Annotated in this window: 24 protein-coding genes; 14 read left to right on the plus strand and 10 right to left on the minus strand. The window is 68.9% G+C overall.

The features are described 5' to 3' along the window. Window positions 1-183 precede the first annotated feature (183 nt). From ACIBK0_RS04280 to ACIBK0_RS04305, 6 genes are all read left to right on the plus strand, one after another. Entirely contained in the window at window positions 184-2535 is a 2352-nt protein-coding gene (locus tag ACIBK0_RS04280) for a SulP family inorganic anion transporter (RefSeq protein WP_399075421.1), read from the plus strand. Between the two features lie 268 nt (window positions 2536-2803). Next, complete coding sequence (gene acs / locus ACIBK0_RS04285; protein WP_399075423.1) at window positions 2804-4804, plus strand: acetate--CoA ligase; 2001 nt, start codon at window positions 2804-2806, stop codon at window positions 4802-4804. A gap of 656 nt (window positions 4805-5460) precedes the next feature. Then, window positions 5461-6858, plus strand: a complete 1398-nt coding sequence (nhaA, locus tag ACIBK0_RS04290; RefSeq protein ID WP_399075425.1) for a Na+/H+ antiporter NhaA — start codon at window positions 5461-5463, stop codon at window positions 6856-6858. A 160-nt stretch (window positions 6859-7018) separates the two neighbouring features. Further along, window positions 7019-7495, plus strand: coding sequence for a phage holin family protein (locus tag ACIBK0_RS04295; protein WP_399075427.1), 477 nt, complete (start codon window positions 7019-7021; stop codon window positions 7493-7495). After that, window positions 7492-8430, plus strand: a complete 939-nt coding sequence (locus tag ACIBK0_RS04300; protein WP_369248101.1) for an alpha/beta fold hydrolase — start codon at window positions 7492-7494, stop codon at window positions 8428-8430. Before ACIBK0_RS04295 ends, ACIBK0_RS04300 begins: the two co-directional genes overlap by 4 nt. Before the next feature lie 316 nt (window positions 8431-8746). Beyond that, window positions 8747-8926, plus strand: a complete 180-nt coding sequence (locus tag ACIBK0_RS04305) for a hypothetical protein (protein ID WP_399075430.1) — start codon at window positions 8747-8749, stop codon at window positions 8924-8926. Between the two features lie 30 nt (window positions 8927-8956). Here ACIBK0_RS04305 and ACIBK0_RS04310 read toward each other — a convergent pair whose 3' ends face one another. The 3 genes from ACIBK0_RS04310 to nth form a co-directional block, all read right to left on the minus strand. Beyond that, window positions 8957-10156 (minus strand): MarP family serine protease, encoded by a 1200-nt coding sequence (locus tag ACIBK0_RS04310; protein WP_399075432.1) that lies wholly within the window; start codon window positions 10154-10156, stop codon window positions 8957-8959. Window positions 10157-10252: 96 nt separating this feature from the next. Further along, a complete protein-coding gene (locus ACIBK0_RS04315) occupies window positions 10253-10948 on the minus strand; it encodes an NUDIX hydrolase (RefSeq protein ID WP_399075434.1) in 696 nt (231 codons plus the stop codon). 52 nt (window positions 10949-11000) lie between these two features. Continuing rightward, window positions 11001-12008, minus strand: a complete 1008-nt coding sequence (gene nth, locus ACIBK0_RS04320) for an endonuclease III (RefSeq protein ID WP_399075436.1) — start codon at window positions 12006-12008, stop codon at window positions 11001-11003. Between the two features lie 380 nt (window positions 12009-12388). Here nth and ACIBK0_RS04325 point away from each other — a divergent pair, with 380 nt between their 5' ends. Beyond that, window positions 12389-13063, plus strand: coding sequence for a Crp/Fnr family transcriptional regulator (locus tag ACIBK0_RS04325; RefSeq protein WP_006382668.1), 675 nt, complete (start codon window positions 12389-12391; stop codon window positions 13061-13063). 226 nt (window positions 13064-13289) lie between these two features. Then, the gene (locus ACIBK0_RS04330) at window positions 13290-14108 is read left to right on the plus strand and encodes a nucleotidyltransferase domain-containing protein (RefSeq protein ID WP_399075439.1); all 819 of its coding nucleotides are present in this window, start codon (window positions 13290-13292) and stop codon (window positions 14106-14108) included. A 53-nt stretch (window positions 14109-14161) separates the two neighbouring features. On the opposite strand, the gene ACIBK0_RS04335 is transcribed toward ACIBK0_RS04330, so the two are convergent. From ACIBK0_RS04335 to ACIBK0_RS04350, 4 genes are all read right to left on the minus strand, one after another. Continuing rightward, complete coding sequence (locus ACIBK0_RS04335) at window positions 14162-14992, minus strand: MBL fold metallo-hydrolase (RefSeq protein ID WP_399075441.1); 831 nt, start codon at window positions 14990-14992, stop codon at window positions 14162-14164. Continuing rightward, window positions 14989-15858: an NUDIX hydrolase gene (locus ACIBK0_RS04340; protein ID WP_399075443.1), complete on the minus strand. Its 870-nt coding sequence runs from the start codon at window positions 15856-15858 to the stop codon at window positions 14989-14991. The genes ACIBK0_RS04335 and ACIBK0_RS04340 overlap by 4 nt, the downstream gene beginning before the upstream one ends. 210 nt (window positions 15859-16068) lie before the next feature. Next, window positions 16069-16539, minus strand: a complete 471-nt coding sequence (locus tag ACIBK0_RS04345; RefSeq protein ID WP_399075446.1) for a RidA family protein — start codon at window positions 16537-16539, stop codon at window positions 16069-16071. Then, window positions 16536-16697, minus strand: a complete 162-nt coding sequence (locus ACIBK0_RS04350; RefSeq protein WP_075033571.1) for a DUF4177 domain-containing protein — start codon at window positions 16695-16697, stop codon at window positions 16536-16538. The genes ACIBK0_RS04345 and ACIBK0_RS04350 overlap by 4 nt, the downstream gene beginning before the upstream one ends. Window positions 16698-16792: 95 nt before the next feature. Here ACIBK0_RS04350 and ACIBK0_RS04355 point away from each other — a divergent pair, with 95 nt between their 5' ends. Further along, window positions 16793-17770: an ArsA family ATPase gene (locus ACIBK0_RS04355; protein WP_399075448.1), complete on the plus strand. Its 978-nt coding sequence runs from the start codon at window positions 16793-16795 to the stop codon at window positions 17768-17770. Beyond that, the gene (locus ACIBK0_RS04360) at window positions 17767-19170 is read left to right on the plus strand and encodes an ArsA family ATPase (protein WP_399075450.1); all 1404 of its coding nucleotides are present in this window, start codon (window positions 17767-17769) and stop codon (window positions 19168-19170) included. Before ACIBK0_RS04355 ends, ACIBK0_RS04360 begins: the two co-directional genes overlap by 4 nt. Window positions 19171-19181: 11 nt before the next feature. Here ACIBK0_RS04360 and wblA read toward each other — a convergent pair whose 3' ends face one another. Further along, window positions 19182-19520 (minus strand): transcriptional regulator WblA, encoded by a 339-nt coding sequence (gene wblA / locus ACIBK0_RS04365; RefSeq protein ID WP_028799159.1) that lies wholly within the window; start codon window positions 19518-19520, stop codon window positions 19182-19184. Between the two features lie 418 nt (window positions 19521-19938). On the opposite strand from wblA, the gene ACIBK0_RS04370 reads away from it, so the two are divergent. From ACIBK0_RS04370 to ACIBK0_RS04380, 3 genes are all read left to right on the plus strand, one after another. After that, on the plus strand, window positions 19939-22209 hold the full coding sequence (locus tag ACIBK0_RS04370) for a transglycosylase domain-containing protein (RefSeq protein WP_399075453.1): 2271 nt from the start codon (window positions 19939-19941) through the stop codon (window positions 22207-22209). A 128-nt stretch (window positions 22210-22337) separates the two neighbouring features. Further along, window positions 22338-22838 (plus strand): hypothetical protein, encoded by a 501-nt coding sequence (locus ACIBK0_RS04375; protein ID WP_369248089.1) that lies wholly within the window; start codon window positions 22338-22340, stop codon window positions 22836-22838. A 182-nt stretch (window positions 22839-23020) separates the two neighbouring features. Then, window positions 23021-23293, plus strand: coding sequence for a LuxR C-terminal-related transcriptional regulator (locus tag ACIBK0_RS04380; protein WP_399075455.1), 273 nt, complete (start codon window positions 23021-23023; stop codon window positions 23291-23293). Between the two features lie 290 nt (window positions 23294-23583). On the opposite strand, the gene ACIBK0_RS04385 is transcribed toward ACIBK0_RS04380, so the two are convergent. Further along, window positions 23584-24042 carry a DUF2690 domain-containing protein gene (locus ACIBK0_RS04385; protein WP_399075457.1) on the minus strand — a complete coding sequence of 153 codons (459 nt, stop codon included), beginning with the start codon at window positions 24040-24042 and terminating at the stop codon, window positions 23584-23586. Between the two features lie 349 nt (window positions 24043-24391). Further along, on the minus strand, window positions 24392-24856 hold the full coding sequence (locus tag ACIBK0_RS04390; protein ID WP_399075459.1) for a GatB/YqeY domain-containing protein: 465 nt from the start codon (window positions 24854-24856) through the stop codon (window positions 24392-24394). 122 nt (window positions 24857-24978) lie between these two features. On the opposite strand from ACIBK0_RS04390, the gene ACIBK0_RS04395 reads away from it, so the two are divergent. After that, complete coding sequence (locus ACIBK0_RS04395) at window positions 24979-25905, plus strand: metallophosphoesterase (RefSeq protein ID WP_399075461.1); 927 nt, start codon at window positions 24979-24981, stop codon at window positions 25903-25905. Window positions 25906-25917 lie beyond the last annotated feature (12 nt).

Here is a 25917-nt window from a genome sequence, read left to right on the forward strand (position 1 = left end):
AATTACTGCCCTATTTGAACCGAAATTTCGCGCGATACCTTTACTCTGCATTACGATCCGTTTACTGATTGTTGAAAATCCCGCCGCTGCACGCCGTGACCCACGGCCGCGATCCGCCCCCCGCCGTCCTGGACGGGGGACCACCTGTTCCGCGACCGCGCTGCCCCGGAGGAGACGGGAACCATGCCCGCCTGCGTCCCCACCCGCGCCGCCGACTCGACTCGGCCCAAGCGCATCCATCAGCCCCACAGCCCCCCGCCGACGCCGCCCCGCCGAATCCGTATCGCGGGTGCCGATCTGTCGGCCTCGATGGCGGTCTTTCTGATCGCCCTGCCCCTGTCGCTCGGTATTGCCCTGGCCACCGGCGCGCCGCTCCAGGCCGGCCTGGTGGCCGCCGCCGTGGGCGGACTCGTCGCCGGACGGCTCGGCGGCTCCTCGCTCCAGGTGAGCGGGCCCGCCGCCGGGCTCACCGTCGTCACCGCCGAGCTCATCCACCACTACGGATGGCGTGCGACCTGCGCCATCACCGTCCTCGCCGGAATCGCCCAACTGGGCCTGGGCTGCCTGCGCGTGGCCCGTACGGCACTCGCCGTCAGCCCCGCGATCGTGCACGGCATGCTCGCCGGCATCGGCGTGACCATCGCCGTCGCCCAGCTGCACATCGTGCTGGGCGGCACCCCGCAGAGTTCCGTCCTCGACAACCTGCGTGCACTGCCGAACCAGTTGGTGCACGTCCACCCCGGCGCGGTGACGATGAGCGTGCTGACGCTGGCGCTCCTGCTCGCCTGGCCGCGGATTCCCGGGCGGGTCGGGCACATGCTGCGCAAAGCCCCGGCCGCGCTCATCGCCGTCGCCGGAGCCACCGCCACCGCCTCGCTCACCGGGCTGACCCTGCCCAAGGTCGACCTGCCGTCCTGGAGCAGCCATGCGCTGGCGGGGGTGCCCGAAGGTCCAGTGCTCGGTGTCGCCGCCGCCGTCCTCACCGTGACGCTGGTGTGCAGCGTGCAGTCGCTGCTCGGCGCCGTCGCGGTGGACAAGATGGTGGCCGGGAGGCCCGAGCTGCACTCCCGGGTGAGCCGCTCCGATCTCGACCGGGAACTGCTCGGGCAGGGCGCCGCCAACATCGTCTCCGGGGCGCTCGGCGGACTGCCGGTCGCCGGGGTCGCCGTCCGAAGTTCCGCGAATGTGCAGGCCGGTGCCGTGAGCCGGAACTCCACGATGTTGCACGGCGTTTTCGTAGTAGTTGCCGCGCTGCTGATGGTCCCGATCCTGGAGCTGATCCCCCTCGCATCGCTCGCCGCCCTGGTGATGGCCGTCGGCATCCAGATGGTGTCCTTGCACCACATCCGCACGGTCACCCGCCACCGCGAGGTGCTGGTGTATGCCGTCACCACACTCGGTGTCGTGTTCCTCGGAGTTCTCGAGGGCGTGGCGCTGGGGGTCTCCGTGGCCGTCGGCGTCGCCATGCACCGCCTCGCCCGCACCCATATCACGCACGAGGAGAAGGAGGGAGTCCATTACGTACGCGTACGAGGGCAGTTGACGTTCCTCGCGGTGCCACGACTCAGCCGTGCTCTGCATCTGGTACCCCACGGGGCCGACGCCGTCTTGGAGTTGGACGGATCGTTCATGGACCACGCGGCGTACGAGTCACTGCAGGACTGGCAGAGCGCGCACTTCGCGGGAGGCGGCGCGGTCGAGCTCACCGGGCGGGCCGGAACCCGGATCGCCGAGCCCGCGAGTTCCGCCCACTGCCGCTGCCGACCCTGGACGCCCTGGCGCAACCACCAATGCGAGACCTCCCCAGGCACCCAGCCCGCACCTCCCGGCGGCCATCCGGGCGGGTCCGATGGGCAGAGCGGGCACCAACTGGCGCGTGGCATCAGCGCGTTCCAGCGCAATACGGCGCCCCTGGTGCGGGGTGAGCTCGCGCGACTGGCGAGGGAGGGGCAGCGGCCGTCCCAGCTGTTCCTGACCTGTGCCGACTCACGGCTCGTCACGTCGATGATCACCTCCAGTGGTCCAGGTGACCTCTTCGTCGTACGGAATGTGGGCAACCTCGTGCCGTTGCCCGGGGAGGAGAGCGGGGACGACTCGGTGGCCGCGGCGATCGAGTACGCGGTGGACGTGCTGAAGGTGCGGTCCATCACGGTGTGCGGACACTCCGGGTGCGGGGCGATGCAGGCCTTGATGACCTCGGAACCCGGTGGGGCGCTCACGCCGCTCAAGCGGTGGCTGCGGCACGGGGTGCCTAGCCTGGAGCGCATGGCCGCCAAGGACCGGCCGTGGGCGCGGCTTGCCGGGCGGGCGCCGGCCGACTCGGTGGAACAGCTCTGTCTGACCAACGTGGTGCAGCAGTTGGAGCATCTGCGGGCGCATGAGTCCGTGGCGCGGGCCCTGCGGGAGGGCGTGCTCGAACTGCACGGAATGTACTTCCACGTCGGAGAGGCTCAGGCGTATCTGCTGACCGACGGCGCCGGGGGCGAGCTGTTCGATCACGTGGGAGCGGCGGAGGATCTGCGCCGTCCCGCGTGACCCGGGCGTGGTGCGCGGCCCCGGTCGGCGGGGTCGCGCACCATGGATCGGTCACCCGCGCACGAGCGGATGGCCGTTCTGCGGATGACGGGGTTTCCGTCTTTTCGTCCCTTCCCGGCTGGGGTTGAGACTCGCATGGGGGTCGCAGGGCGCCGAGTGAACCCGACGGCCGGACGGTACGTGCCCCTGAGGGGTGCCACCGCACATCAATAGGTCTAAACCAATTTCGGGTCGGCCCTTGTCACCGGGCCCCCCGGTCTGATGAGCTGTGGCCTGGGACACAACGGACACCCTGGGAAAGGGAGATGTCGTGAGCAACGAAAGCCTGGCCAACCTGCTGAAGGAAGAGCGCAGGTTCGCGCCGCCCGCCGACCTGGCCGCGAACGCCAACGTCACCGCGGAGGCGTATGAGCAGGCCAAGGCTGACAGGCTCGGCTTCTGGGCCGAGCAGGCCCGCCGGCTGACCTGGGCCACCGAGCCGACCGAGACGCTGGACTGGTCGAACCCGCCGTTCGCGAAGTGGTTCGCCGACGGGAAGCTGAACGTCGCGTACAACTGCGTGGACCGCCACGTCGAGGCCGGGAACGGTGACCGGGTCGCCATCCACTTCGAGGGCGAGCCGGGCGACGGCCGGGCCATCACCTACGCCGAGCTCAAGGACGAGGTGTCGAAAGCCGCCAACGCCCTGACCGAGCTGGGGGTTGGGAAGGGCGACCGGGTCGCGGTCTATCTGCCGATGATTCCCGAGGCCGTCGTCGCGATGCTGGCCTGTGCCCGTATCGGCGCCGCGCACTCGGTCGTCTTCGGCGGGTTCTCCGCGGACGCGATCGCCACACGCATCCAGGACGCCGACGCCAAGCTGGTCATCACCTCCGACGGCGGTTACCGGCGCGGCAAGCCGTCCGCACTCAAGCCGGCCGTCGACGACGCGATCGACCGGGTGGATCAGGTCGAGCACGTCCTCGTCGTACGACGTACGGGGCAGGAGGTGGCCTGGACCGAGGGCCGCGACGTGTGGTGGCACGAGATCGTCGAGCGGCAGTCCGCCGAGCACACGCCGGAGGCGTTCGACGCCGAGCAGCCGCTGTTCATCCTCTACACGTCCGGGACGACGGGGAAGCCGAAGGGCATCCTGCACACCTCGGGCGGCTACCTCACGCAGGCGTCGTACACCCACCACGCCGTCTTCGACCTCAAGCCGGAGACCGACGTGTACTGGTGCACGGCCGACATCGGCTGGGTCACCGGGCACTCGTACATCACGTACGGACCGCTTTCGAACGGTGCGACGCAGGTGATGTACGAGGGCACGCCGGACACGCCGCACCAGGGGCGGTTCTGGGAGATCGTGCAGAAGTACGGGGTGACGATCCTGTACACGGCGCCCACGGCGATCCGTACGTTCATGAAGTGGGGCGACGACATCCCCGCGAAGTTCGATCTGTCGTCGCTGCGGCTGCTCGGGTCGGTCGGTGAGCCGATCAACCCCGAGGCGTGGGTCTGGTACCGGAAGCACATCGGCGGTGACCGTACGCCGATCGTGGACACCTGGTGGCAGACCGAGACCGGAGCGATGATGATCTCGCCGCTGCCGGGGGTCACCGAGACGAAGCCGGGGTCGGCGCAGCGGCCGCTGCCGGGTATCGCGGCGACGGTCGTCGACGACGAGGCTCGGGAAGTGCCGAATGGCGGTGGCGGGTATCTGGTGCTCACCGAGCCGTGGCCCTCGATGCTGCGGACCATTTGGGGGGACGACCAGCGGTTCATCGACACGTACTGGTCGCGGTTCGAGGGGAAGTACTTCGCCGGGGACGGCGCCAAGAAGGACGAGGACGGGGACATCTGGCTCCTCGGGCGCGTGGATGACGTGATGCTGGTCTCCGGGCACAACATTTCGACGACCGAGGTCGAGTCGGCGCTCGTCTCGCATCCTTCGGTCGCCGAGGCGGCGGTCGTCGGCGCGGCCGACGAGACGACCGGGCAGGCGATCGTGGCGTTCGTGATCCTGCGCGGGTCGGCCTCCGCCGAGGATGAAGGACTGGTGGCGGAGCTGCGCAATCACGTGGGCACCACGCTCGGGCCGATCGCCAAGCCGAAGCGGGTGCTGCCGGTGGCGGAGTTGCCGAAGACGCGGTCCGGGAAGATCATGCGGCGGCTGTTGCGGGATGTCGCCGAGAACCGGGAGCTCGGTGACGTCACCACGCTGACGGACTCCACGGTGATGGATCTGATCCAGGCGAAGCTGCCGGCGGCGCCGAGCGAGGACTGAGGGCGGGGGGGGGGCGCGCCCCCCCCCCCCCGGGGGGGGGGGGGGGGGGGGCCCCCCCCCCCCCCCCCCACACCCCGGAGAGAGCGGGACTCCGCCTCCACACTCCGCCGGGGTGCAGGGCTCCGACCCCACACCCCGACGAAGGCAGGGCTCCGCCCCTGCACCCCGACGGGGGGGCTGCGTCCCCCTTGCACGCTGTCGCGAGCCCGCGTCCCCTCCCCCCGGTCGAGCCGCCAAAGGCCCTACGCCGCCCCGCGTGCCCCTCTCTGCCGGGCCGCCTTCGCCGCGGCCCTGACACGCTCGCCTCGAGGATCACCTTGCCGCGGGCGCCGCGCAGAGGCCGGTGATGTCGGCCCCGCTGCCCCTACCCGCCCCGCACCTGGGGCTGCGCACCACGATCCGTGCTGCGCCCCCGCTTCGGCATCAAAGGGCCTCGTCCTCAGACACCGGGCGGGCTGAAAGATCAGGCCCTGGCCTGCCACGGCACCACACCCGGGGCCGCTTTTTGCACCTAATGTGAAGATCGTCGCAAAAGCCCGGCCACATCTTAGGTAAGCTAAAGAACGCGTCAACAGCGTGACGAGAAGAACCAAGGTGTGCCGGGAAGTCTGGTCGGCAAGTGCTCAGTCCTGCCTACCCGACCGGAGGTCTCCCTCGTGGCCGCGCCCCGCACCACCACCCCCAAGCTGCTCGGACGGCTGTCCCTGCCCGAGCGGAACTTCGTCGCGGACGCGCTCCGTACCGAGACCGTGGGCGGCGTACTTCTGCTGGTGGCTGCGATCGCCGCGCTGATCTGGGCGAACACTCCGCTGCGGGACAGTTACGAGAGCGTCAGCCACTTCCACTTCGGGCCCGCTGCCCTCGGGCTCGATCTGTCCGTGCAGCACTGGGCGGCCGACGGGCTGCTCGCCGTGTTCTTCTTCGTCGCGGGGATCGAGCTCAAGCGCGAGCTGGTGGCCGGAGACCTCAAGGATCCGAAGGCCGCGTTGCTTCCCGTGGCCGCCGCGGTCTGCGGTATGGCCGTGCCGGCGCTCGTCTACACCCTCACCAACATCACCGGCGGAGGCGCGCTCGACGGGTGGGCCGTGCCCACCGCCACCGACATCGCCTTCGCGCTCGCCGTGCTGGCCGTGATCGGGACGTCGCTGCCGTCCGCCCTGCGCGCCTTCCTCCTGACCCTCGCCGTCGTCGACGATTTGTTCGCGATTCTGATCATCGCGGTGTTCTTCACCAGCACCATCGACTTCGCGGCTCTCGGTGGGGCCGTCGTCGGACTCGCCGTCTTCTGGCTGCTCCTGCGGAAGGGCGTACGCGGGTGGTACGTCTACGTCCCGCTCGCCCTCGTCATCTGGGGGCTGATGTACAACAGCGGCATCCACGCGACCATCGCCGGTGTCGCGATGGGCCTGATGCTGCGCTGCCACCGGCACGAGGGCGAGGAGCACTCCCCCGGTGAGCACATCGAGCATCTGGTGCGGCCGCTGTCCGCCGGGCTCGCCGTGCCGCTGTTCGCGCTGTTCAGCGCTGGGGTCACGGTCTCCGGTGGCGCGCTGGGGGATGTGTTCACCCGGCCCGAGACCCTCGGTGTCGTCATCGGACTCGTCGTCGGCAAGGCGGTGGGTATCTTCGGCGGGACCTGGCTGACCGCACGGTTCACGAGGGCCTCGCTCAGCGAGGATCTGGCCTGGCCGGACGTCTTCGCCGTCGCGAGCCTCTCGGGGATCGGCTTCACCGTCTCTCTGCTCATCGGCGAGCTCGCCTTCGAAGACAACGCGGTACTGACCGACGAGGTCAAGGCCGCCGTCCTGATCGGCTCGCTGATCGCGGCCGTACTCGCCACGACGCTGCTGAAGGTGCGCAACGCCAAGTACCGCGCGCTCTACGAGGCGGAGGAGCGCGACGAGGACCTCGACGGCATCCCCGACATCTACGAGCAGGACAACCCGGCGTACCACCTGCGCATGGCCGAGATCTACGAACGGAAGGCCGCCGAACACCGGAGGCTTGCCGAAGTGGCGGGCGGGGCAAGCGAGGGGGACGACAGTCCGGCATGATCTGACCAGACGGCACAAACAGAAGCAGACGCCAGACCGCGCAAACGGGAAAACTGCCGCAGATGCCGGACCGTACCGAAACAGAACAAACCGAAGCGAAGCGAAAAAAGCGGACGCGGAAACCGGACCGCACCCACATATGCAGAAGAGGGAGATCGCGATGAGCGCACCCGACGGCAGCCCGGTCGGCGCCGAACGCAGCATCGGCCAGCTGTTCGCCTCGGCGACGACCGAGATGTCCGCGCTGGTGCACGACGAGATCGCGCTGGCGAAGGCGCAGCTCAAGCAGGACGTCAAGCGCGGTGCGGTCGGCGGCGGAGCGTTCACGGCGGCCGGCGCGGTGCTGCTCTTCTCCCTGCCGATGCTGAACTTCGCCCTGGCGTACGGCATCCGGACCTGGAGCCACTGGAACCTCGCGATCTGCTTCGTGCTCTCGTTCGCGGCGAATGTGCTGGTCGCCGGCATCCTCGCGCTGATCGGCGTGGTCTTCGCGAAGAAGGCCAAGAAGGGACAGGGCCCGCAGAAGGTCGCCGCCTCGATGAAGGAGACGGCGGGTGTTCTGCAGAACGCCAAGCCGCATCCCCGCCCGGAGCGGGTCGAGGGCACCATCGAGGTTGTGGCACGCTCGTCCTCATGACGGACCCCGCCACACCTTCGGCGCAACCTGCCTCAGCTGTACGGCTCGACGGCCCCTGGACGCACAGGGACGTCGCCGCCAACGGCGCGCGCTTCCACATCGCCGAGATGGGCGACGGGCCGCTCGTCCTGCTGCTCCACGGCTTTCCGCAGTTCTGGTGGGCGTGGCGGCATCAGCTGGTCGCGCTCGCGGACGCGGGGTTCCGGGCCGTGGCCATGGACCTGCGCGGCGTCGGCGGCAGCGACCGCACTCCGCGCGGTTACGACCCTGCCAACCTCGCGCTCGACATCACCGGGGTGGTCCGGTCCCTAGGCGAGCCCGACGCCGCGCTGGTCGGGCACGACCTGGGCGGATACCTGGCGTGGACGGCGGCCGTGATGCGGCCCAAGCTCGTACGCCGGCTCGCGGTGTCGTCCATGCCGCATCCCCGGCGTTGGCGTTCCGCCATGCTCTCCGACGTCAAGCAGACCGCCGCGGGCTCCTACATCTGGGGGTTCCAGCGTCCCTGGATCCCGGAGCGTCAACTCGTCGCGGACGATGGCGCCCTGGTGGGCCGTCTGGTACGGGACTGGTCGGGGCCGCGGCTGCCGGACGACGAGGCCGTGGAGACGTACCGCCGCGCCATGTGCATCCCGTCGACGGCGCATTGCTCGATCGAGCCGTACCGGTGGATGGTGCGGTCCATCGCCCGCCCGGACGGCATCCAGTTCAACCGGCGCATGAAGCGGCCGGTTCGGGTGCCGACGCTGCATCTGCACGGATCACTCGACCCGGTGATGCGGACGCGAAGCGCGGCCGGATCCGGAGAGTACGTCGAAGCACCGTACCGCTGGCGGCTGTTCGACGGTCTCGGGCACTTTCCGCATGAGGAGGATCCGGTGGCCTTCTCCTCCGAGCTCGTCAACTGGCTGAAGGATCCCGAACCCGACCGCTGAAGCACGCCCCCGCCGCACCCGGCTGGGGGTCCGGGGTCATCCCCCGGGAGAGCACAGCCCGCACGAGGAGGATCCGGTGGCCTTCTCCTCGGATCTCGACAACTGGCTGAAGCATTCCGAACCCGACCGGTGTCCGATGGTCACCTCATCGGCGTGTCATCCATGACCCTTCGGTGACCGTCCGGACGCGCCGTGTGTCCCGCCCGGTATCCGAACGAGAACGCCTGTCCTACGAACAGCCAATTGCCTGGCGCATAGGCCAATTGGGGGGCCGGGGCGCGGTTATCGACCTTGGGGCAGGGGCACACGTCGGGGTATGGGCTGGACGCACGACTACAGTGACGCAGCACGAAACCGCCGCTCGGCCACGGGCCTGAGCTCCCATCAGAGGGGCACCCCGCAGTTGGCGGGCACGGACCCCCGAGTGGGGATTCCGCACATTCTGCGCCGCCGGGCCCGCTGGGTCTCGGTACGGCTGCGCCACCCACGCGGCTGAGCCCGCGGCGGCGCCTTTCACCCGCCGGAGCTACAGCGCGCAGCTGTCGCTGTCCACCTGCTGGTTGGCTGTACGCCCCTTGGTGACGTCCTCCTGGACCTCGTCCGCGGTGAGCGCGTACCCGGTGTTGGCGCTGTCGAGCGACTTCGCGAAGACCACGCCGTACACCTTGCCTTCGGGTGTGAGCAGCGGGCCGCCGGAGTTGCCCTGGCGGACGGTCGCGTAGAGCGAGTAGACATCGCGGCGCACCGTCTTGCGGTGGTAGATGTCCGGTCCGTTGGCCGTGATGCGGCCGCGCACGCGCGCGGGTTGGACGTTGTACGACCCGTTCTGCGGGAACCCGGCGACGATCGCGCTGCTGCCGCTGGTGGCGTCCTGGGCCGAGAACTTGAGCGCGGGCGCGTTCAGGTTCGGCACGTCGAGTACCGCGATGTCGCGCTCCCAGTCGTACAGGACCACCTTGGCGTCGTACTTCCTGCCCACGCCGCCTATCTGGACGGTGGGCTCGTCGACTCCGCCGACCACGTGCGCGTTGGTCATCACGCGGCGGTTGCCGAAGACGAAGCCGGTGCCTTCGAGGACCTTGCCGCAGCTCTGTGCGGTGCCCATGACCTTGACGATGGACTTCTGGGCGCGAGTGGCGACGGGGCTGTGGGCGAGCGCCGGGTCGGGGGGCTTGACCTCGGTGATGGGCTCGTTGGCGAACGGGCTGAAGACCTGCGGGAAGCCGTTCTGCGCGAGGACCGAGGAGAAGTCCGCGAACCAGGTGTTGGCCTGCGAGGGCAGCGCGCGGGACACGCCGAGCAGCACCTTGGAGTTGCGGACCTCCTTGCCGAGCGTCGGCAGCGTCGTACCGGCGAGGGCCGAGCCGATCAGCCAGGCGACGAGCAGCATCGCCACGACGTTGACCAGGGCGCCGCCCGTCGCGTCCAGGGCGCGGGCCGGGGACCAGGTGATGTACCGGCGCAGTTTGTTGCCGAGGTGGGTGGTGAGGGCCTGGCCCACGGAGGCGCAGACGATCACGACAACCACCGCGACGACGGCGGCGGTCGTACTCACCTTGGTGTCGTCGGTCGCCCAGCCCCAGATGACCGGGAGCAGGTACACGGCGACGAGGCCACCGCCCAGGAAGCCGATCACCGACAGGATGCCGACGACGAAGCCCTGGCGGTAGCCCACGATCGCGAACCACACGGCGGCGACCAGCAACAGGATGTCCAGCACGTTCACCGCTTCAAGCCTCGCCTCATCACTTTCCGGTCGCGATCGCCCGGCCGGGGGTCTGGGGGTTGTCCCCCAGGCAGACACAGCACGAAGGTCACCTTGTCATGCGCGCCAGTCCAGCGGGACCTGCTTGTCACGGTCCCAGGGACGCTCCCAGCCCGCGTAATGCAGGATCTTGTCGATCACTCCGGCCGTGAAGCCCCAGACCAAGGCCGATTCGACCAGAAATGCCGGACCTCGGTGGCCGCTGGGGTGCACGGTGGTGGCGCGGTTGGCGGGGTCCGTGAGATCCGCCACGGGGACCGTGAAGACCCGGGCCGTCTCTGCGGGATCGACGACACCGACCGGGGTCGGGCGGTGCCACCAGCCCAGGACGGGGGTGACCACGAAGCTGCTCACCGGGATGTACAGCTTGGGCAGCACGCCGAAGAGCTGGACGCCGCTCGGATCGAGCCCGGTCTCCTCCTCGGCCTCGCGCAGCGCGGCCCGCAGCGGCCCGTCGGCCTTCGGATCGCCGTCCTCGGGGTCGAGGGCGCCGCCGGGGAACGAGGGCTGCCCGGCGTGCGACCGCAGGGAGCCGGCGCGCTCCATGAGCAGCAGTTCGGGGCCGCGGTCGCCCTCGCCGAACAGGATGAGGACGGCGGACTGGCGCCCTGCGCCGTTCTCCGGGGGCAGGAAGCGGCTCAGCTGGAGCGGCTCGACCGTCTCGGCGGCGTGCACCACCGGGGCCAGCCAGTCGGGCAGGCCGTCCTTGCTGAGTGCCACCGGCCCACCCTGTGTGTTGCTCGTGTGCGTCATCGCCACCCCCGTTCTGCTGTTCCCAACGCCTGCCGGTGCCGTGTTCGTTCCGTCATCCGGCGCCCAGTGGGGGTGCGGGGATGCCGCCGGCGTCCAGGTACGCCTGTGGGGGCTTGAGGCGCTGGCCCGGGAAGCCGCCCTTCTCGTACTTCAGGAGCTTCTTCGCCTTCTCGGGGTCGGTCTCGCCCTCCCCGTAGGCCGGGCAGAGCGGGGCGATGGGGCAGGCGCCGCAGGCGGGCTTGCGGGCGTGGCAGATGCGGCGGCCGTGGAAGATCACGTGGTGGGAGAGCATCGTCCACTCGCTCTTCGGGAAGAGCGCGCCGACGGCCGCCTCGATCTTGTCCGGGTCGGTCTCGTCGGTCCATTTCCAGCGGCGGACGAGCCGCTGGAAATGGGTGTCCACGGTGATTCCGGGCCGCCCGAAGGCGTTCCCGAGGACGACGAAGGCGGTCTTGCGGCCTACACCGGGGAGCTTGACGAGGTCTTCGAGGCGGCCGGGGACCTCGCCCCCGAAGTCGTCCCGCAACGCCTTGGAGAGCCCTATCACCGACTTGGTCTTGGCCCGGAAGAACCCGGTCGGGCGGAGGATCTCCTCGACCTCCTCCGGGTTGGCCTCGGCCAGGTCCTCGGGGGTCGGGTACTTGGCGAAGAGCGCCGGAGTCGTCTGGTTCACCCGCAGATCGGTGGTCTGGGCGGACAGGACCGTGGCGATGATCAGCTGGAAGGGGTTCTCGAAGTCCAGCTCCGGGTGGGCGTACGGGTACACCTCGGCGAGCTCACGGTTGATGCGGCGGGCTCGGCGGACGAGGGCGGTGTCCGGCGGGGGCGCCTTTTGCGGGGGCTTCTTGGCCGGGGGCGACTTCTTGGCCGGGGCCTTCTTGGCCGGGGCCTTCTTGGCGGAGGTCGACGTCTTGCCTGCGGCGGCTTCGGCGACGGTCGCACCGGCCGGCGTGGTCTTCTTCGCGGCCGTGGCCTTCTTGGCAGCCGTGGCCTTCTTGACGGCTGTCGACTTCGCGGTGGCTGTCGCTTTCGTGGCCGACGTCTTCTTGGCAGCCGTCACTTTCGTCGCCGTCCCCTTTTTGGCGGCCGCCGCCTTCGTAGCCGTAGCCGTCGACTTTGTCGCTTTTGTCAGTTTCTTGGTTCCGTCGGGCGCTTGTTCGCCCACAGCGGAATCGCGACGTACAACCACCCGCCCAGCCCCCTTGGCCTGTGCTCTCACCGGCGATTTGGACACCCGGCCAGCCTAAAGCCCGGCACCGACATCCGCCCCGGACCCAGGAGATCGGCGCCCAATTGGCCCCCTGCCGCACTGCGCGGGACGCCAGTGCGGCAGACTTGTGACTGATCACACTGTTTGGACCGTCCGGCAAGATGGGGAACACGGTCCCCTGGTACACGGGGGAGCAAGATCCCCTGAGCAGGTCGACAAGGAGAGAACTCGTGGACGACGTTCTGCGGCGCGCCCCGCTCTTCGCGGCGCTCGATGACGAGCAGGCCGCGGAGCTCCGCGCCTCCATGAGTGAGGTGACCCTCGCACGCGGTGACGCTCTCTTTCACGAGGGTGACCCCGGGGACCGCCTCTACGTGGTCACCGAGGGCAAGGTGAAGCTCCACCGCACCTCCCCCGACGGCCGCGAGAACATGCTCGCCGTCCTCGGCCCCGGTGAGCTGATCGGCGAGCTGTCGCTGTTCGACCCGGGCCCGCGCACGGCGACCGCCACCGCGCTGACCGAGGTCAAGCTGCTGGGCCTCGGCCACGGCGACCTCCAGCCGTGGCTGAACGCACGGCCAGAGGTGGCCGCCGCGCTGCTGCGCGCCGTCGCCCGGCGTCTGCGCAAGACGAACGACCAGATGTCCGACCTGGTGTTCTCGGACGTGCCCGGCCGCGTGGCCCGCGCGCTCCTGGACCTCTCGCGCCGCTTCGGCGTGCAGTCCGAAGAGGGCATCCACGTCGTGCACGACCTCACGCAGGAGGAGCTGGCCCAGCTGGTCGGCGCATCCCGCGAGACGGTCAACAAGGCGCTCGCGGACTTCGCGGGGCGCGGCTGGCTCCGCCTGGAGGCACGGGCCGTGATTCTGCTGGACGTGGAGCGGCTGGCCAAGCGCTCGCGCTGAGTTTCGGCTGTACGTCGACGGGGTTCCGCCTTCTTGGGAGGCGGGGCCCCGTTGTGGTTGCCGGGGATGGTTTTCGCCCCCTCCGCCCTGCCCGTCCCGCACCTGGGGGCTGTGCCTCAGACCTCCGCCTCGTCCTCGAACGCCGGAGGGGCCAAGAAATCTCCGGCCCCGGGCGCTCAGCCGAAAATGACCTGCCCCGCCATCCCCGACAGGGCACAGTGGCCGCATGGCTGGAGATGGGCGGCACAGGGGGCTCGACGCCCAGGGGTACATCGAGCCCGAGGGATCCCTCGGGCGGATTCCGCACGCGTTCCGGCCCGTTGTCGCCGCGGCCCGCGATCGCTTGTCGGACACCTTCGGGGCGCGGATGACGAGCGCGTACCTCTACGGGTCGATTCCGCGTGGCACCGCGCGCGAGGGGCGCAGCGACCTGGACCTGCTGCTGGCGCTGCGCGAGGAGCCCACCGAGGCGGACCGCGTGGACGCGCGAGCGCTCGACGAGGCGCTCGACAAGGAGTTCTGGCAGATCGACGGTGCCGGGACCCTGCTGTTCAGCCGTGAGCGGCTGCTGAGCGACCTGGAGACGTACGACCTCGGGTGGTTCGTCGCCTGCCTCTGTACGCCTCTCCTGGGCGAGGATCTGGCCGAGTTCCTGCCGCGCCATCGCCCCGACTCCCGCCTCGCCCGGGAGACCAACGGCGACCTCGCCCTGCTCCTGCCGCGGTGGCGGGAGCGGATCGCCGATGCCGCCGACACGGACGAGGCCAGACGCCCGCTGGTCCGCTTCATATCACGCCATCTCGTCCGCACCGGCTTCACGCTCGTCATGCCGCGCTGGAACGGCTGGACCAGCGACCTGAAGGAGATGGCCGAGGCGTTCGGCGCGTACTACCCGGAGCGGGCCGCGCAGCTACGTGAGGCGGCCGTCCTCGGATACGAGCCGACGGGGGACCTCGCCGTCCTGCGCTCGTACGTCGCCGACCTCGGGCCGTGGCTGGCCGAGGAGTACGCGCGCGTGCACGGCATCAAAGCTCCGCGCCCCTGAGTGCCTCCCCAGGGGCCTCAAAAACGCCTGGCGGCCCCCGTTGTCCAAGTGCCCTAGATGAGGCCGTGCTCGCGCAGGTAGTCCATCTGCGCGCGCACGGACAACTCCGCCGCGGGCCACAGCGAACGGTCCACGTCCGCGTACACGTGCGCGACGACCTCGTCCGCCGACCGGTAGCCGTTCTCGACCGCAGTCTCGACCTGGGCGAGGCGGTGGGCGCGATGGGCGAGGTAGAACTCGACGGCGCCCTGGGCGTCCTCGAGGACGGGCCCGTGGCCGGGCAGGACGGTGTGGACGCCGTCGTCGACCGTCAGCGAGCGGAGCCGGCGCAGAGAGTCGAGATAGTCGCCCAGGCGGCCGTCCGGATGGGCCACCACGGTCGTGCCGCGGCCCAGGATGGTGTCACCGGTCAGGACGGCCCGGTCGGCCGGGAGATGGAAGCACAGCGAGTCGGTGGTGTGCCCGGGCGTCGGCACGACACGCAGCTCGAGCCCGCCGACGGCGACCACGTCCCCCGCGGCCAGCCCTTCGTCCCCGAGCCGCAGCGCCGGGTCCAGGGCCCGCACCTTCGTGCCCGTCAGCTCGGCGAACCGAGCCGCCCCCTCGGCGTGATCGGGGTGCCCGTGCGTGAGCAGCGTCAGGGCGACCCGCTTCCCCGCCTTCTCCGCCGTATCCACGACATTGCGCAGATGTACGTCGTCCAGGGGCCCCGGGTCGATCACCAGGGCGAGCGCGGAGTCCGGCTCGGAGACGATCCAGGTGTTGGTGCCGTCCAGGGTCATCGCGGACGCGTTGGGGGCGAGCACGTTGACCGCGCGAGAAGTGGCGGGGCCGGAGAGAACTCCACCGCGTGGCTGGCCCGGGAGGGCGGTGGCATCGGTCATGCGGAGGCTCCACCGGTCGGGATGTGCTTGGTGAACTCGTCGTGACCGGGCCAGGCGAGGATCACTTCGCCGTTCTCCAGGCGGGCCCTGGCCAGGACCGGGGTCAGGTCGCGGGCGGGCGCGGCGGCGAGGACGTCGGCGGCGCAGTCGAAGGGGACGAGCTGGCGCAGGGTGGCGATGGTGGGCGGCATCATCAGGAGCTCGCCCTTGTCGTATCCGTCGGCCGCGTCCGCGGGGTGGATCCACACGGTGCGGTCGGCCTCCGTGGAGGCGTTGCGGGTGCGCTGGCCCTGCGGGAGGGCGGCCACGAAGAACCAGGTGTCGTAGCGGCGGGTTTCGAACTCCGGGGTGATCCACCGGGTCCAGACGCCCAGGAGGTCGGACCTGAGCACGAGTCCTCTGCGGTCGAGGAACTCGGCGAAGGAAAGATCGCGGGCGACCAGGGCCGCACGGTCCGCCTCCCACTCCTCGCCCGTGGTGTCTCCGACCACGGTGTCCGGAGTGGGCCCGGCGAGCAGGACGCCCGCCTCCTCGTACGTCTCGCGAACCGCCGCGCAGACGACGGCCTGGGCGGAGGTCTCGTCCACGCCGAGTCTGTTCGCCCACCACGCGCGCGTGGGGCCCGCCCAGCGGATCTGGTGCTCGTCGTCGCGGGGATCCACGCCGCCGCCCGGATACGCGTACGCGCCTCCGGCGAAGGCCATGGAGGCCCGTCTGCGCAGCATGTGCACCACGGGGGTGGCGTCGGTGTCCTTGAGCAGCATGACAGTGGCCGCCCGCTTCGGGGCCACCGGTGTCAGGGTGCCCTCCGCGAGCGCGCGGATCCTCTCGGGCCACTCCGGTGGGTACCACTGCCCATTCGCCATGGGCGGAGGCTATCCCGTACCGGGCGGATGTTCGAGAGGCGATCGACGATCACGGCGTCCGGTGCCGGGGGCCGGTAGGGGCCGACTTTCGCCCCTACCCGCTCCCGTACCTGGGGGCTGCGCCCGCAGACCCCGACAAAGGACTGCGCAGTTCCCCGCCACGTTAAAGGGGCGTCGGGAACTGCACGACCCCTTCCCGCCACCCGGGTCCTACGCCTCCGTCAGCTCCACCTGGACCTCGATCTCCACGGGGGCGTCCAGCGGGAGGACCGCCACGCCGACCGCGCTGCGGGCGTGGACGCCCTTGTCGCCGAGGACCGCGCCCAGGAGCTCGCTCGCGCCGTTCAGGACGCCGGGCTGACCCGTGAAGTCCGAGGCGGAAGCGACGAAGCCGACGACCTTCACGACACGCGCGATGCGATCGAGGTCGCCCGCGACGGACTTGACCGCGGCGAGGGCGTTCAGCGCGCAGGTGCGGGCCAGCTCCTTGGCCTCCTCGGCGGTGACCTCGGCGCCCACCTTGCCGGTGACCGGAAGCTTGCCGTCCACCATCGGCAGCTGGCCGGCGGTGTAGACGTACACACCGGACTGCACGGCGGGCTGGTACGCGGCCAGCGGCGGCACGACGTCCGGCAAGCTCAGCCCGAGTTCCGCCAGCTTCGACTCGACGGCGCCGCTCATGCCGACTTCTCCCGCTTCAGGTAGGCCACCAGCTGCTCGGGGTTGTTCGGCCCGGGTACGACCTGGACGAGCTCCCAGCCGTCCTCGCCCCAGGTGTCCAGAATCTGCTTCGTGGCATGGACGAGCAGCGGCACGGTTGCGTATTCCCACTTGGTCATGCGGCCGACTTTAGCCGTTGCCGTCCGGGGTCTCGCGCACACGTTGTCCACAGCCTCCTGCGTACTACGGCGGCGGACTGGTTAGGCTCGAATACGTGAGCAGGCTCCAGGTCGTCAGCGGCAAGGGCGGTACCGGCAAGACCACGGTGGCCGCGGCCCTCGCGCTCGCCCTCGCGATCGAGGGCAAGCGCACCCTCCTCGTCGAGGTCGAGGGCAGACAGGGCATCGCGCAGCTCTTCGAGACAGAAGCGCTGCCTTATGAGGAGCGGAAGATCGCCGTCGCTCCGGGGGGCGGGGAGGTGTACGCACTCGCCATCGACCCCGAACTGGCCCTTCTGGACTACCTCCAGATGTTCTACAAGCTGGGCAGCGCCGGACGTGCCCTGAAGAAGCTCGGCGCCATCGACTTCGCGACCACCGTCGCGCCAGGTCTACGAGATGTGCTCCTGACCGGCAAGGCCTGCGAGGCCGTACGCCGCAAGGACAAGAGCGGGCGGTTCGCGTACGACTACGTGGTGATGGACGCGCCGCCCACCGGGCGCATCACGCGTTTCCTGAACGTCAACGACGAGGTGGCCGGCCTCGCGAAGATCGGGCCCATACACAATCAGGCACAGGCCGTCATGCGCGTCCTGAAGTCCCCCGAGACCGCGGTGCACTTGGTGACGCTCCTCGAGGAGATGCCCGTCCAGGAGACCGCGGACGGCATCGCCGAGCTCCGGGCGGCGAAGCTGCCGGTCGGGCGGATCATCGTGAACATGGTGCGGCCCGCCCTCCTGGACGACACCGACCTGGAGCTCACGAACGCCGTTCCCCGTACGGCCATCGCCAAGTCGCTCTCCGCGGCCGGACTCGGCGGTGCCCGCCGCGGCGGGCTCGCCGAGCGGCTCGTGGACCCGCTGCTCCAGCAGGCCGAGGAGTACGCCGAGCGCCACACCCTGGAGCGCGAGCAGCGGGCGGTGCTCACCGAGCAGGACCTGCCCCTGCACGAACTCCCGCTGCTCGCCGACGGAATGGACCTGGCGGGCCTGTACGAACTCGCCGCGGAACTGCGCACGCAAGGGATCTCATGAGTCTGAACCCGGCCCGCGTACTCGACGTCGACCCGCTTCTCGACGACCCCAAGACCCGCATCGTGGTGTGCTGCGGCTCGGGCGGCGTGGGCAAGACGACCACGGCGGCGGCCCTGGGGCTGCGCGCCGCCGAGCGCGGCCGCAAGGTGGTCGTGCTCACCATCGATCCGGCGCGCAGGCTCGCCCAGTCCATGGGCATCGACTCCCTGGACAACACGCCGAGGCGCGTGAAGGGCATCGAGGGGCCCGGCGAGCTGCACGCCATGATGCTCGACATGAAGCGCACCTTCGACGAGATCGTCGAGGCGCACGCGGACCCCGAGCGGGCCGCCACGATTCTCAACAACCCCTTCTACCAGTCGCTTTCGGCGGGCTTCGCCGGCACGCAGGAGTACATGGCGATGGAGAAGCTGGGGCAGCTGCGGGCGCGGGACGAATGGGATCTCATCGTCGTCGACACGCCGCCCTCGCGCTCGGCGCTGGACTTCCTGGACGCCCCGAAGCGGCTGGGCTCGTTCCTGGACGGGAGGCTGATCCGGCTGCTGACGGCGCCGGCGAAGCTGGGCGGCCGGGCGGGGATGAAGTTCCTGAACGTGGGGATGTCGATGATGACCGGCACCCTGGGCAAGCTCCTGGGGGGCCAACTTCTCAAGGACGTCCAGACATTCGTGGCCGCGATGGACACGACGTTCGGGGGATTCCGTACGCGCGCGGACGCCACGTACAAGCTGCTCCAGGCGCCCGGCACCTCGTTCCTGGTGGTGGCGGCCCCTGAGCGGGACGCGCTGCGCGAGGCCGCGTACTTCGTGGAACGGCTGGCCGCCGAGGACATGCCGTTCGCCGGTCTGGTGCTCAACCGGGTGCACGGCAGCGGCGCCGCTCAGCTGTCCGCCGAGCGGGCACTCGCCGCCGCGGAAGATCTTGATGCCGTGGCTGCAGAAAATCTTGACGAGGCCCGCATTGTCGATCAGGGGTACGGGAAAGCTGGACTTCGTAACTCTCCCGACACGTACGACAGTTCAGAATCTCCGGCTTCCGAAGCACCAGCTCCTGACGGTTCCGACGAAGGCTCCCCCGCCACCACGGACAGGACCGCCGTCACGGACGAGCATCAGACCGACACCACGGACGAGGACCGGGCCGCCACCACGGACTCCGACCGGACCGTTGAACAGCTCACCGCAGACCTGCTGAGGCTGCATGCCGAGCGCATGCAGCTGCTCTCCCGCGAGCAGCGCACGCGTGACCGCTTCGCCGCGCTCCACCCCGAGGTGGCGGTGGCCGAAGTGGCCGCCCTGCCGGGCGACGTACACGATCTCGCGGGGCTGCGGGACATCGGGGACCGGCTCGCGGCCAATCGGCCGGAGCTGCCCGAGACGACCCTCGAACCGGGTGCCTGAGAGGAACGCCCTCAGCCCACCGCCGCGTAGCGCTCGTACACCTCTTCCTCGTCGAGGGGCAGCAGGCCCGCGCCGCGCTCGTACTCCGTACGCGCGGTCTCCAGCAGGCGACGCCACGAGGTGACGGTCGGCCGGCGGCGCAGCAATGCGCGGCGCTCCCGCTCCGTCATGCCACCCCACACGCCGAATTCGACGCGGTTGTCGAGCGCATCGGCGAGGCACTCCGTGCGTACCGGACATCCGGTGCACACTGCCTTCGCCCTGTTCTGCGCTGCTCCTTGAACGAACAGTTCATCCGGATCGGTAGTGCGGCAGGCCGCCTGCGCACTCCAGTCGGTAACCCAGCCCATACCGGCGCCGTCCTCTCCCGAATCGAGGCTCCCCCACGGCGGCAGCGGCATATTCACCGCCGCCAGTTGAGGACGTTACGGAAGGTGGGCACAGCGCAACACCCCCTTCGGGCCCAATCTTGAATGGCCCGAACGGACTATGCGTAAGCGGCAGATCACCCGGGGGAGTGAGCTGAGGACATGCGTGAGTATCCCGGCAAACCGGGACAGTTCAGTTGAGTCACAACGGACGCCTGGTGACGCATGAGGCTGATTCGGACACGCCCTCAACGAACCCCAGACAAAAAGTTGGGGATCCTCCGGAACGATTCGGGGTCGCCGGACGTATTGATACGTGGCCGCACTGCTGTGACAGTTGAGAGCAGCTTAGGCCAAGGCATATACGCGTGTCCGGCGAATGAGAACGTAGGCTGCCCTCATGCCAAAGAAGCGCTCGGGCGGTGGCCTGTCGGCAACGCAGCAGGCCGCCAAGTTCCTCGGTGTCAGCGTGCTCGCAGGCGCCGTCATGGCCGGAATCGCGCTGCCCGCCGCGGGCGCGCTCGGCCTGGCGGCCAAGGGATCCGTTCAGGGGTTCGACGAGATTCCCGACAACCTGAAGAGTCCGTCGCTGAGTCAGCGGACCACGATCCTGGACAACCAGGGCGGTCAGATCGCGACGGTCTACTCGCGCGACCGCACGGTGGTCGACCTCAAGGACATCTCGCCGTACATGCAGAAGGCGATCGTCGCGATCGAGGACTCGCGCTTCTACCAGCACGGCGCGATCGACCTGAAGGGCGTCCTGCGCGCCGTGAACCAGAACGCGCAGAACGGCGGAGTGGCCCAGGGCGCCTCCACGCTCACCCAGCAGCTGGTGAAGAACTACTTCGTCGAGGAGGCCGGCGACGACCCGACAAAGGTCGCCGAGGCCACCCAGCAGACCCTCGGCCGCAAGATCCGCGAGCTCAAGTACGCGATCCAGCTCGAGGAGAAGCTCGGCAAGAAGAAGATCCTCGAGAACTACCTGAACATCACGTTCTTCGGCGAGCAGGCCTACGGCATCGAGGCCGCCGCCCAGCGCTACTTCTCCAAGCCCGCCAAGGACCTGAACCTCCAGGAGTCGGCGCTGCTCGCGGGCATCGTCCAGTCGCCCAGCCGGTACGACCCGGTCAACGACGAGGCGGAGGCCACCAAGCGCCGCAACACCGTGCTGCAGCGCATGGCCGAGGTGCACGACATCTCCCAGCAGGAAGCGGACGCGGCCAAGGAGAAGAAGCTCGGCCTGCACGTGAGCCAGCCCAAGAACGGCTGCATCACGGCCGTCAGGGGCGCCAGCTTCTTCTGCAAGTACGTGGAGCACGTCTTCCTGAACGACCCGGTCTTCGGCAAGACCAAGGAGGCCCGGGCGAAGGTCTGGAACCAGGGCGGCCTGACGATCCGTACGACGCTCGACCCGCAGTCCCAGGAGTCGGTGCAGAAGTCGATAAAGGAGCACGTCTACAAGTCGGACAAGGTCGCCGCGGCGGCCACCCTGGTCGAGCCCGGGACCGGCAAGATCCTCGGCATGGGCCAGTCGAAGCCCTACGGCTACGGGAAGAACGAGACCGAGTACAACTTCTCGGTCAACAACGACATGGGCGGCTCGAACTACGGCTTCCCGACCGGTTCCACCTTCAAGCCGTTCGTGGCCGCGGCCGCGCTGGAGCAGGGCGTGCCGGCGACGAAGGAGTACTCGTCGCCGAACAAGATGCCCTACCCCAGCCCCGTGCAGACGTGCGGCAGCAAGCCCTGGACCAACCAGGCCAACGAACAGGTGCCGAACGAGAGCCTGTCCGAGGTCGGTCCGTACCGGCTGAAGGAGGCGATGGCCAAGTCGGTCAACACCTACTTCGTGCAGATGATCTCGGACATCGGCCTCTGCCCGGTGATGAACCAGATCGACAAGCTCGGCGTGGTCCAGGGCAACGGCGACAAGCTCCCCCAGGTGCCTTCCATCGCCCTCGGCGCCAAGGGCATCTCCCCGCTGACGATGGCCACCGCCTACGCCGCCTTCGCCTCCCGCGGCATGTACTGCACCCCGATCGCCATCGAGTCGATCGCGCAGAAGATCGACGGCACCCAGAAGTCCCTCGAGGTGCCGAAGTCGACATGCTCGCGGGCGATGTCCGAGAAGACCGCGGACACCGTCAACACCCTGCTGAGCGGCGTGGTCGACTCCGGTACGGGCCAGCAGGCCGGTCTCACCGACCGCGCCAACGCCGGTAAGACCGGTACGACGGACGAGCGCAGGAACGCCTGGTTCGTCGGATACACGCCGAACCTGTCCGGCGCTGTCTGGGTCGGCAGCGCCACCCAGAAGGTCAAGATGGTGAGGATCAACATCGGCGGCGTGTACCGCGACAAGGTCTACGGCGGTCAGGTCCCCGGGCCGATCTGGCGGGACTTGATGACCGGCGCCCTCACGGGCAAGGACTCCCCGTCCTTCAACCTGGTCGACATTCCCGACGGCGACAAGGGCCGGAACGACGAGGACAACGGCGACCACAACGGCAATGGGAACGGACACGGGAACGGGAACACCACCGACGGAAACACCATCGTCGGCCAGACCGACGGCGGAACGTTCCCGACGCCTTCCTTCTCCATTCCCGAGGGATGGATTCAGGGCAACACCAACAGCGGGAACGGAAACGGCGGGCAGCGCGGCTGAACCGTAGGCCTTGACGTAATTACGTCAGCTCCACAGTAAGGGCACCTTCTCGGCGGAGGCCGTGACATATTCGCCTCCGGCCCCGCCTTGAGGGTGCCCTTGTCGTTGCCGTCTCACGTGGAGGGGACATGAAACTCAGATCCCGGCTCGGTGTCACATTCAGTGCGTTACTCGGCTCCCTGACCCTGGCCGTGGCCATACCCACTTCGGCACAGGCGGCCTCCTGCGACAACTTCGGTTGCGACGGCCACGACCCGAACGTCCAGACCTGGCAGACCGGCCCTGTCAGCCCCTACGGTCCGTACGACCTCGGCGGCTCGTTCGAGTACGAGCTGCGCTGGGGCAAGACGGACGGGGACCAGTACAGCTGGGGCCGGCTGTGGTACATCAGCGGCTCGGACGAGCAGAAGTGGACGGTCTACGTCCAGCGCTGCACGAAGAGCCACTCGACCTGTTACTGGCGCCTGGGCGAGAAGAAGGGCGGGGCCTCGGGCTGGACCTCGAAGGTACCCGGGGGAACCAACTACTACTTCACACGCACCCCGATGTACTACAACCCGTCGGGTTACGAAATGCGGGCCTGCGTGGAGGACCCCTCGGGCGACGAGTCGTGCACCCCTTGGTACTGAGCCCTATCGGCCACCGCACCACCTATGGCCGGAAAACGAGCGGGGATGGCGTAATTGCGTCACCCCGCTCGCCCCGTTAACAGTCTTTGGTGAGATTTATTCAACTGTCCGGATCCACAAGCGCTTCCTAGACTGGCACCCCGAGAGGCAGCGATCGACTGCTGCTACTTGGGGGAGGCGACTTGACCGTTACGCCAGAAATAAACGCCGGAAATCCGAGAATCGACGCCAACGACCAGAAGATCCTGAATCTGTTGTACGAGGGGCTGAACGACGCGTCGATCGCACGGCACTTAGGAGTGGGGCACCGCACGATACAGCGCAAAGTGCACCGGCTCATGGAACAGCTCCAGGCCAACGGGAGGGTGGCCCTGGGGGCGCGCGCCCAGGAACTCGGACTGCTGGGCAGTTCCACCGATCACCAGCGACCCGTACGGACGGCCGTGGACACCTGAGTGACCTCGGGGTCCTTGCCTGCCGGCATGCACCTGGGTGACCTCCGGGTCCTTGCCTGCGGGCATGCACCTCCGTCGTACTGCCCGTCGGTGAAATCCGGGGCCCGTGGACCAGCAAAGCGCGCGTGCCGGCTGCCGTCACGCGCGCTTTGCGGATTCCCAGGGCTGCATCGAAGCCGGTCCCCTTCTTGCTCCGGCCGCGACCGATCTTGCTCCAGCCGCGACCGGCGGAAGACCGGTTTCCTTCTCCCTTCAGCCGCGACCGGAGGAAGAAGAAAAGGAATCGACGCCTACGAGTCGGTGCCGGCGAAAGGCGTGCAGCTCAGTTTCCCGGAGGTCTTCTCCTTGCCACAGGCGCGGACCATATAACCCTTGCCGCCGACCATGTTGGTCCAGTCGTGCTGACCGTCCTTGACATCCACGGTTCGACGGCTGATGAGTGTGGTCCTGTCCGGGTTCCACTTCTCGACGGATATGGTCGCCGCGTAGACCGAATCGCCGGTGCGTGCCCAGCCGGCCCAACAGGAGTTGCTCCACCGCAGTTCGAAATCGGTTCTGCCGCCGGCGGTCGAATAGACCTCACCCACCAGAACGGTGTGCGCATCCTTGTCGCACCCCATGGAGACCGGTCCCTTGTTCTCGCAGCCGGTTCCGTTGCACCCGGCCGCGTACGCGGTCCCGCCGAGAGGCACAAGAGAGACCACCGCCGCCGCCACCGGAACCAGCGCCATCTTGGCGAGCGATTTCATCCTGCGCGACTTTTCCATTTCCATCCTCCCGTAAGTGATTTACATGAGGATGATGCTCACACCGGCCCACTGCTGACAAGATCAAGAATCCGGAACAATGTGACGAAATGGCGCCATTCGGCTGTCGTATTTGCGCCAATCCCTCTCACCTATTTTCGATGCGACACCCCAAGAAGATTGACCCTGGCTCCAGAGATCCCTATTTCAATGAGCCCGGCGGATCCGCCTGACTTTCGGAGCGAATTCTTCGAAATATCCGCCGAGGGCGCGGACAAAGAATGAGGGGTGCCCCCTGTGAACAGGGGGCACCCCTCATCTCTCGTACGAGCACCTCTCGTACAGCAAGGCCTCAGCCGGCGAGCAGCTTCTTCACCGCGGCGGCGACGCGGCCGCCCTCGGCCTGGCCGGCCACCTTCGGGTTCACGATCTTCATGACCTGCCCCATGGCACGCGGCCCCTCGGCGCCCGCCGCCTTCGCCTCCTCGACGGCTTGGGCGACGATCCGCTGGAGCTCCTCGTCGGACAGCTGCTTGGGCAGGTACGCGGCGAGAACCTCGCCCTCCGCCTTCTCGCGCTCGGCCGACTCGAGGCGCCCTCCCTGCGCGAAGGCATCGGCGGCCTCACGGCGCTTCTTGGCCTCGCGGGTGATCACCTTCTGCACCTCGTCGTCGGAGAGTTCGCGCTTGGTCTTGCCCGCGACCTCCTCCTTGGTGATGGCGGCGAGGGTCAGCCGGAGCGTCGAGGAGCGGAGCTCGTCGCGCCCCTTGATCGCGGCGTTGAGGTCTTCCTGCAGCTTCGACTTGAGCGTGGTCATGCCGTCGATTGTCGCAGGTGTGGTGCGGCGATCGCCTGCTGATTTCGGCGCGAGCTGTGCATGCGCCCGAGGTCGTCCACAGGCCGGGACGCGGGGCTACCGGGGTCTGACACGATGGACTTATGCACGCGCGATACGGAGTACCCCTGGGAATCACGGCGGTGGGCACCGCCGGTCTGTTGTACGCGGCGGGTTTCGAGGCCCGTTCCTTCCGTCTCCGACGAGTGACGGTGCCGATCCTGCCGCCGGGGGTGCGACCGCTCCGCGTCCTCCAGGTCTCCGACATCCACATGGTGAGTGGCCAGCGCAAGAAGCAGCGCTGGCTGCGTTCGCTGGCCGGGCTGCGTCCGGACTTCGTCATCAACACCGGAGACAACCTTTCCGACCCGGAAGGCGTGCCGGAGGTACTGGACGCGCTCGGCCCCCTGATGGAGTTCCCGGGGGCGTACGTCTTCGGCTCGAACGACTACTACGGCCCCAAACCCCGCAACCCCGTCCGCTACTTGTTCGAGAAGACGCAGGGTCGGCACGGTCTGAACGGCAACCCACCAGTCGTGGGCGCCATCCACAACCCGTGGGAGGACCTCCGCGACGGCTTCGACACGGCGGGCTGGCTGAACCTGACGAACACGCGGGGGATGCTGAAGGTCGAGGGCGCGGAGATCGAGCTGACCGGACTCGACGACCCGCACATCAAGCGGGACCGCTACGCACGCGTGGCCGGCGGCCCGTCGGAGTCTGCCGACTTCTCGATCGGCGTGGTCCACGCTCCGTACCTGCGCACCCTGGACGCCTTCACAGCCGACGGCTACCCCCTGATCCTGGCCGGCCACACCCACGGCGGGCAGATCTGCCTCCCCTTCTACGGCGCCTTCGTCACCAACTGCGACCTGGACACGGACCGCGTGAAGGGCCTGTCCACGCATACGGCGGAGGGCCGGACGTCGTACATGCACGTCTCGGCGGGCTGCGGGACGAACCGCTACACGCCGGTACGGTTCGCCTGCCCGCCGGAGGCGTCGCTGCTGACCTTGGTGGAGCGGAGGTAGGGACGAAGGTCG

The sequence above is a fragment of the Streptomyces sp. NPDC050564 genome (genome assembly GCF_044457265.1).
Lineage (GTDB): Bacteria > Actinomycetota > Actinomycetes > Streptomycetales > Streptomycetaceae > Streptomyces.